Genomic DNA, 8,373 nt, shown 5'->3' on the forward strand with positions numbered 1-8,373 from the left:
GGTATCTCGGGTGCTATCCAGCACTTGGCGGGCATGAAGGACTCCAAGGTGATCGTGGCGATCAACAAGGACCCTGAGGCACCGATCTTCAGCGTGGCTGACTACGGGCTGGAAGCGGATCTGTTCACGGCTGTGCCTGAACTGGTCAAGGCCGTCTGAGCCCCGCAGACCACAGGCACAGCCCATTCGATGGGATCTGAATGCTTCTAAAAATATAGCTTTTGGCGCTTATTGGATGAGCGCTGACGCTGCTTTTTGTACCTATAAATCAGCAGGAGACAAAACCATGAGCACATTCCTTTCCCGTCGCAGGCTTGTCCAGGCCACTGGCGCAGCGCTGGCCAGCGCGGCATTGCCAGCGCTGGCCCAAACCAGCTGGCCCAGCCGCCCGATTCGCATCATCGTGCCGTACACGGCGGGCGGGTTTACCGACCAGATGGCGCGTCTGCTGACGGTGGGCCTGCAAAAGCAGTTCGGCCAGCCGGTTGTCATCGACAACAAACCCGGTGCGAACAGCATCATCGGCGTGGATGCCGTCGCCAAGTCCGCCCCGGATGGTCATACCTTTGGCGTGGTCATTCCAGCCTTTACCGCCAACACCACGCTCTACCCCAAGCTGCCCTACAACCCGCGCAAGGACCTGATGGGCGTGTCGCTGCTGGGTGTTTCTCCGTTGGTGGCGGCGGTGGCGCCCAATGCACCGTTCAAGACGGTGAAGGAACTCGTGGCCTATGCCAAGGCCAACCCTGGCAAGGTGAGTTTTGCCTCATCAGGCACAGGCTCTGCCGCGCACCTGACCAGCGAGCTGCTCAAGTCACTGACCAAGACCTTCATGGTCCACATTCCCTACCGCGGCGCAGCCCCGGCGTTGACGGACTTGCTCGGCGGCCAGGTGCCCTTGTTCCTCGACCCTCCGCCCAACCTGATCCAGCCCGCCAAGGCAGGCCGCATCACCCTCATCGGCGTAGCCAGCGAAAAGCGCTTGCCCATGTTGCCTGACGTGCCGACCTTCATCGAGCAAGGCGTGCCCGGCATGCTGGGCAGTACCTGGGCCAGCATGATTGCACCCGCAGGGACGCCGCGCGACATCGTCAAGCGCATGTCGGACGCCGTGAACGCCATCATCCAGAGTGATGAAACCAAGGCCAAACTCGACACCATGGGCACCTTTGGTGAAGGCACCACGCCCGAGGCGTGCGACGCTTTTCTTGCGGCCGAAACGACCAAGTGGGGCAAGGTGATCCGCGACGCGGGTGTCACGCTGGACTGAGAAGGCGTGGGCCAGCCTGGCCTGACGGCCAGGAATTACGCGTAACGCTTGGCCCGCAGGTTTTCCTTCATCTGCTGCAGGATGGGCTGCAGCGAGCTGCCGATGCGCAGCGCCACGCAGGTGGCCAGCACGTCGATGATGAGCAAGTGCATGAGGCGCGACACCATGGGGCTGTAGCGGTCGTAGCCCTCGGGGTGGTCGGCCGCCAGATGGATCTGGCAGGTGCTGGCCAGGGGCGAGCCGCTGGCGGTGATGACGATGGTGGTGGCGCCGTTGCGGCGGGCGATGTCTGCCGCGTCCATCAGGTCGCGGGTGCGGCCCGAGTTGGAGATGATCACGGCGCAGTCGCCTGGGCCCAGCAGGGTGGCGCTCATCACCTGCATGTGGCCGTCGCTGCTGGCAATCGAGGTCACTCCCAGACGGAAGAACTTGTGCTGCGCGTCCTGTGCCACGATGCCCGAGTTGCCCACGCCGTAGAACTCGATGCGTTTGCCTTTCTTCCACGTGTCGGCAATGGCCTCGGCCGCACGTTCGATGGCCACGGTGCTGGCCGCGTTGCGGTATTGCAGGAACGCTGCCACGGCGTTGTCCACCACCTTCACCAGCACGTCACCGGTCTTGTCGTCTGCATCCACACTGCGGTGGATGAAGGGCACGCCTTCGCTCACACTGCCTGCCAGCTTGAGCTTAAAGTCCGCCAGCCCGTCGTAACCCATGCTGCGGCAAAAGCGCACCACGGTGGGTTTGCTCACATGCGCGCGCTCGGCCAGCTCGCGCACGGGCAGGCGGGCGAAGGTGCGGGGGTCGGTCAGCACCAGCTTGGCCACGCGCTGTTCGGCGGGGGCCAGCGAGGGCAGGGAGGCGGTGATGCGGTCGAGCATGTCAGTCTGTGAAGGCAGGGCAGGCTGCGCAGGGGGCCTTGGAAAGGGCTTGGGTGGACGCTTCATCCACCGGCTGTGCGCGCGGTGGTGGGGCCATCTGCGTTTAATGTAACTCGGTTCCCAAAGGTATGGGGCCCGCGCAATCCCTGCCTTTCAACCTGCTTGCACGGGGCCTGGGCGTTTCCCCCCTGGCCCGGGCGGGCCCTGCACGCATAGCATCCTCCATCACGTTATCCAGATACTGAGGAGCCTTCCATGCGCAAACCCTTGCTGACAAAACTTCTGGCCGGTGCGGCCCTTGTGGCCGCTGCATCGGGCAGCTGGGCCCAGGGCCAGGTCAACATCATCTGCTCGGTGCAGGCCGAGTGGTGCAACCTGATGTCCACGGTGTACGCCAAGACCACTGGCACCAAGGTCAACATGACGGCCAAGGGCTCGGGCGAGGCGCTGGCGCAGCTCAATGCCGAGCGCGCCAACCCCAAGACCGACATCTGGTTTGGCGGCACAGGCGACCCGCATCTGCAGGCGGCCGAGCAGGGCCTGACGCTCGAATACAAGTCGCCCCAGCTGGCGCAGCTGTACCCTTGGGCACAAAAGCAGGCGGCCGATTCCAAGTACCGCACCGTGGGCGTGTACCTGGGCCCGCTGGGTTTTGGCTACAACAAGGAGCTGCTGGCCAAGCGCAAGCTCAACCCCCCCCAGTCATGGGCCGACCTGCTCAAGCCTGAATTCAAGGGCGAGGTTCAGATGGCCAACCCGGCCTCTAGCGGCACCGCCTACACCATGATCGCCACGCTGGTGCAGATCATGGGCGAGGAAAAGGCGTTTGAATACCTCAAGGCCCTGCACCCCAACATCAGCGCGTACACCCGTTCAGGCACGGCGCCTGTCAAGGCGGTTGCACGCGGCGAGACCACGGTGTCCGTGAGCTTCGTGCACGACGTGACCACCGAGGCGGTCAACGGCTTCCCCGTGGGCTCGGTCACACCTTCTGAAGGTACCGGCGCCGAGGTGGGCTCCATGAGCATCGTCAAGAACGGCCCCAACACCGAGGCCGCCAAGAAGTTCTATGAATGGGCGCTCACGCCGGGTGGTCAGCAGTTTGGCCTGGCGGCCAAGCAGTTCCAGCTGCCCAGCAACACGCAGGTGCCCAAAGACCCGCGCATGACCGATCCGGCCAAGATGAAGCTCATCAACTACGACTACGCCAAATACGGCGCCAGCGCCGAGCGTCGCCGCCTGATTGCGCGCTGGGAAAAAGACGTGCAAAACGCAACGCGCTAAGGGGTGGTGGTGTCGGCAGCAGCGGCGGCGCACGCAACCCTTCGGACCAGGACTCCCGGTGCCTCGGTCAACCGGCCCTTATGGGTCTGGCTGGCCATGGGCGTGCTGGGGTACCTGGTGTTCCCCTGGTATGCACAGCAGGACGCCAATGGCCTGCTGGCGGTGGGCCAGGTCTTCAGCAGCGAGCAGGCGGCCAACGGGCTGATGCAGGCGGCCTTGTTCGGGCGCCCCTGGCTGTGGCTGGGCCTCGCCGGGCTGGTGGTGGCGGGCCTGGGGGCCTGCCTGCCCGCCGGGCGCAAGCAGGGTGCCCTGCTGGTGGCGGGGGGGGCGCTGGGGCTGGCGGCCCTGCTGCTCAGCGGCTTTGCGATTGGTGCGCGCGGCTGGGCGTTTGAATGGATGAACAACAGCCTGGGCGAACTGGGGGCGCGCCAGCCCGGCATGGGCTGGGGCGGGTTTGTGGTGCTGTCGGCGCTGCTGGTGCTGCTGTCTTTCGGGGTGGCGCGGCGGGGCTTTTTCAAGGGCGATCTGTTCGTGGCTGCGGCAGTGGTGGGCTGTGGCAGCCTGCTCGCGCTGTTCATCGTGTTCCCGGTGCTCAAGGCGCTGTCGGCTGCGTTTTTTCTGGAGGACGGCCCGTTCTCGCTGGCCGTGGTGTGGGAGCGCATCGCGCACGAGCGCAATTTCAGCCTGTCGTGCCTGGCGGGCGGCCAGCGCTGCGGTGTGGCCTGGAACACGCTGTTCCTGGGCTTGATGACGGCCACCAGCACGACGCTGCTGGGCACCTTCATGGCCCTGATGGCCGAGCGCGCATCGCGCCGCTATGCGCGTCCGCTGAACATCGTGGCGCTGCTGCCCATCATCACGCCGCCGTTTGTGGTGGGCCTGGGGCTCATCCTGCTGTTTGGCCGCGCAGGCGTGTTCAACCAGTTTCTGGAATACGCGTTTGGCATCACGCCGTCGCGCTGGTTCTACGGCTGGCTGGGCGTGTGGGTGGCGCAGACCTTTGCCTTCACACCCATTGCTTTCATGATCATGCGCGGCGTGGTGCAGGGCGTGGCGCCCAGTCTGGAAGAGGCCGCGCAAACGCTGCGTGCCAGCCCGCACCGCACCTTCATGACCGTGACCCTGCCGCTGCTCAAGCCGGGCCTGGCCAATGCGTTCCTGGTGGGCTTCATCGAAAGCATGGCCGACTTCGGCAACCCCATCGTGGTGGGCGGGCAGTTCTCGGTGCTGTCCACCGAAATCTTCTTTGCCATCGTGGGTGCGCAGTATGACCAGGGCCGTGCCGCGTCGCTGGCCTGGATCCTCACGTTCTTTGCGCTCACCGTGTTCGCCATCCAGCGCGGCTTGCTGGGCAAGCAGAACTTCACCACCGTATCGGGCAAGGGCGATGCGGGCATCGCCATGCCGCTGCCGACGGGCGTGCGCCGCGTGGTGCACTCGATTGCACTGCCCTGGATGGCGTTCACCCTGATCGTGTACCTGTTTGCGCTGGCCGGTGGCTTTGTGCAGACCTGGGGGCGCGACTACACCATCACCCTGGCGCATTTCCGTACCGCGTTCAGCGTGGAATGGGGCGAGTTTGGTGTGGTGTGGGCGGGCACAGCGTGGAACTCGTTCTTCACCACGCTCAAGCTCGCCGCCATCTCGGCGCCGCTCACGGCCACGCTGGGCATCGGCATTGCGTGGCTGCTGGCGCGCACCGAGTTCCGGGGGCAGGGCGCGTTCGAGTTTGCAGCGCTGCTGGCTTTTGCCATTCCGGGCACGGTGCTGGGCGTGAGCTACATCCTGGCGTTCAACGTGCCGCCGTTCGAGCTGACGGGCACGGCACTCATCATCGTGCTGTGCTTCATGTTCCGTAACCTGCCGGTGGGCGTGCGTGCGGGCACGGCGGCGTTCAAGCAACTCGACCGGTCGCTGGATGAGGCGTCCGTCATGCTGCGCGCAGGCAGCGTGCAGACGCTGCGCCACGTGGTGCTGCCGCTGCTCAAGCCCGCGCTAGTGGCTGCACTGGTCTACAGCTTTGTGCGTGCCATCACCACCGTGAGCGCGGTGATCTTCCTGGTCACCGCCGAGAACGAGCTGGCCACCACCTACATCATCGGCCGCGTGGGCAATGGCGACTATGGCGTGGCGCTGGCGTACTGCACGGTGCTCATCGTCCTTATGTCGGCCTCCATCGGACTCATTCAGCTGCTGGTGGGTGACCGCAAACTGGGCCGCCGTGGAGCCGCTCCCGCTGCGCACTGACCCCTCTGACAAAAAAGAAAACACGCCATGAACAACAACGACGCGGGCATCGTGTTCCGCAACATCACCAAGCGCTACGGCAGCGACAGCAGCGCGGCCCTGGCCGTCAAGGGCATCAGCTTTGAGGTGCCGCGCGGCACGCTCACCACCATCCTCGGCCCCTCGGGCTGCGGCAAGACGACCACCTTGCGCATGATTGCGGGGCTGGAATCGCCCACTTCGGGCGAGATCTTCATCGCAGGCCAGGACGTGACCACGCTGGGCCCCGCGCAACGCAATGTGAGCATGATGTTCCAGAGCTACGCGTTGTTCCCGCACATGAATGTGGTGGAGAACGTGATGTACGGCCTGCGCATGTCGGGCCAGCCCAAGGAGCAGGCGCGCACCAAGGCCGTGGAGGCGCTGCGCGGCGTGGGCCTGGTGGGCTATGACGACCGCCTGCCCAGTGAACTCTCGGGCGGGCAGCAGCAGCGTGTGGCCCTGGCCCGTGCGCTGGTGCTGGAGCCCGAGGTGCTGCTGTTTGACGAGCCCTTGTCCAACCTCGACGCCCGCCTGCGCCGCGAGATGCGCGAAGAGATCCGTGCGCTGCAGCAGCGCCTGTCGCTCACGGTGGCCTACGTCACGCACGACCAGGCCGAGGCCATGGCGGTGAGCGACCAGATCATCGTGATGAACCAGGGCCTGATTGCGCAAAAGGGCTCGCCCCGTGCACTGTATGAAACCCCGCACAGCGAATTCGTCGCGGGCTTCATGGGCGAGGCCATGCTGTTCCCGGCCGTGGCCGACGCTGACGGCACGGTGGCGCTCGGCCCACTGGTGTTGCGCCCCCGCATGGCGGTGAAGAGCGGCCCGGTGAAGGTGGCGGTGCGCCCTGAGGCCTGGCGCATTCACCGCCAGGGCGAGGGCCTGCTGCCCGCGCGGCTGGACAAGCGGGCCTACCTGGGCGCAGTGTACGAATACACCTTCGAGACCGCGCTGGGCCATATTTTTGTGGTGTCGTCCGACCTGGACGATGTGCTGGCTGTGGGCGACGCGGTGCAGCTGAGCCTGGGTGCCCACGGCGTATCAGTGGTTGGTAGTACCGAAGGCGCCCGGACCAATGCGGAATAATGGCGCCATGACGAACCAACTCGACGCCCTCAAACAGTTCACCACCGTGGTTGCCGACACCGGCGACTTTCTGCAACTGGCCCAGTTCCGTCCGCAGGACGCCACGACCAATCCCTCGCTGATTCTCAAGGCGGTGCAAAAGCCCGAATACGCGCCGCTGCTCAAGGACACCGTCGCCAAGTGGCAAGGGCGTGCGATGGACGAGGTGATCGACCGCCTTCTGGTGCGTTTTGGTTGCGAGATCCTGACCCACGTGCCCGGCCGTGTTTCCACCGAAGTGGACGCCCGCCTGAGCTTTGACACCAGCGCCACCGTCACGCGCGCCGAGCGCATCATCGAGCTGTACCAGGCCGAAGGCATCCACATCGACCGCGTGCTCATCAAGATCGCGGCCACGTGGGAAGGCATCCAGGCCGCCGCCCAGCTGGAGCGCAAGGGCATCCACACCAACCTCACGCTGCTGTTCTCGTTCGCCCAGGCTGTGGCCTGCGGCCAGGCCAAGGTGCAGCTGATCTCGCCCTTTGTGGGCCGTATTTACGACTGGTACAAGAAGCAGGCGGGTGCGAGCTGGGACGAGGCTGCGCGCGCTGGCGCCAACGACCCGGGCGTGCAGTCGGTCACGCAGATCTACAACCACTACAAGCGTTTTGGCATTGCCACCGAGGTGATGGGCGCGAGCTTCCGCAATGTGGGGCAGATCACGGCGCTGGCCGGGTGCGACCTGCTGACCATTGCGCCCGAGCTGTTGGCGCAGCTGGCTGCGAGTGATGTACCGTTGCAGCGGGCGTTGGATGCAGAGGCTGCCAAGGGCATGGACTTGCCTGCGGTGAACTATGACGAGGCGGGGTTCCGGTTTGCGCTGAATGAGGATGCGATGGCGACCGAGAAGCTTGCTGAGGGGATTCGGGCGTTTGCGGTGGATGCTGTGAAACTGGAGAAGCTGATCCTCGCGGCTTGAGCTCGGGTTTCTTTTTTTGAGCGGCTGGTGCCTGGGTTGCGGGCGCTGGCCGTTTTTGTTTTTGGGGGCTCTTGGGAGCATGTTGGGCCGCATGCCTTTGTTGAGGGCGGAGGCCGGGAGTCGCCCGGCGTGCGAGTAACTTTCTTTTGCTTCGCCAAAAGAAAGTCACCAAAGAAAAGGCGACCCCCAGTCTGCGACCCCTGTACGGCGGGGCGGCTGTGGGGTGCGCCGTGGAACTCGCTTTGCGCTGCGCGCGCCGCTCGGACAGCCACGGCGAGTCAGAGCACGAAGCACGCGCGCTCCGACGCGCGTGCCACCCCGCAACCGCCCCGCCGCAGGCGCAGCCAGCAGGGGTGGGACAGCCGAACATCCAACAGCCGAACAGCCGAACAGCCGAACAGCCGAACAGCCGAACAGCCACACGGGCCATCGCTGCGCTCGGCCCAGCTTTCGCAGCGCGTGGGGCTTGCGCCCGCGATCCGGGGCCGAGCGCAGCGATGGCCCGTGTGGATGTTCTGTACCCCGGTGCCCCTCTGGATGCGCCGAGGAGCGCAGGGTTTGGCGGATCAGGGCTCGCGTGTGTCTGAGCGACGCGCAGCGGCGCGAGTTGAGCGAGACCCCGC

At 65.3% G+C, this 8,373-nt stretch carries 6 protein-coding genes and 1 pseudogene; 6 read left to right on the forward strand and 1 reads right to left on the reverse strand.

The genetic code is table 11. From position 1 onward, the window contains the following. Positions 1-159, forward strand: a pseudogene (locus ASD75_RS24030) (electron transfer flavoprotein subunit alpha/FixB family protein); the annotation flags it as partial. A 127-nt stretch (positions 160-286) separates the two neighbouring features. Next, positions 287-1,270, forward strand: a complete 984-nt coding sequence (locus tag ASD75_RS06100; RefSeq protein ID WP_056744041.1) for a tripartite tricarboxylate transporter substrate binding protein — start codon at positions 287-289, stop codon at positions 1,268-1,270. 35 nt (positions 1,271-1,305) lie between these two features. Here the strand turns inward: ASD75_RS06100 and ASD75_RS06105 are convergent, their stop codons facing one another. Next, positions 1,306-2,151, reverse strand: coding sequence for a MurR/RpiR family transcriptional regulator (locus tag ASD75_RS06105; protein WP_056058413.1), 846 nt, complete (start codon positions 2,149-2,151; stop codon positions 1,306-1,308). A gap of 255 nt (positions 2,152-2,406) precedes the next feature. Here ASD75_RS06105 and ASD75_RS06110 point away from each other — a divergent pair, with 255 nt between their 5' ends. From ASD75_RS06110 to tal, 4 genes are all read left to right on the forward strand, one after another. Then, the gene (locus ASD75_RS06110) at positions 2,407-3,435 is read left to right on the forward strand and encodes an ABC transporter substrate-binding protein (protein ID WP_121943770.1); all 1,029 of its coding nucleotides are present in this window, start codon (positions 2,407-2,409) and stop codon (positions 3,433-3,435) included. 96 nt (positions 3,436-3,531) lie between these two features. Then, complete coding sequence (locus ASD75_RS06115) at positions 3,532-5,682, forward strand: iron ABC transporter permease (protein ID WP_235511552.1); 2,151 nt, start codon at positions 3,532-3,534, stop codon at positions 5,680-5,682. 27 nt (positions 5,683-5,709) lie between these two features. Further along, positions 5,710-6,792 carry an ABC transporter ATP-binding protein gene (locus tag ASD75_RS06120; RefSeq protein WP_056744043.1) on the forward strand — a complete coding sequence of 361 codons (1,083 nt, stop codon included), beginning with the start codon at positions 5,710-5,712 and terminating at the stop codon, positions 6,790-6,792. A 7-nt stretch (positions 6,793-6,799) separates the two neighbouring features. Continuing rightward, positions 6,800-7,750, forward strand: coding sequence for a transaldolase (gene tal / locus ASD75_RS06125; RefSeq protein ID WP_056744046.1), 951 nt, complete (start codon positions 6,800-6,802; stop codon positions 7,748-7,750). The last annotated feature ends 623 nt before the right edge of the window (positions 7,751-8,373 follow it).

It is taken from the genome of Acidovorax sp. Root568 (genome assembly GCF_001427445.1).
Taxonomy (GTDB): domain Bacteria; phylum Pseudomonadota; class Gammaproteobacteria; order Burkholderiales; family Burkholderiaceae_C; genus Acidovorax; species Acidovorax delafieldii.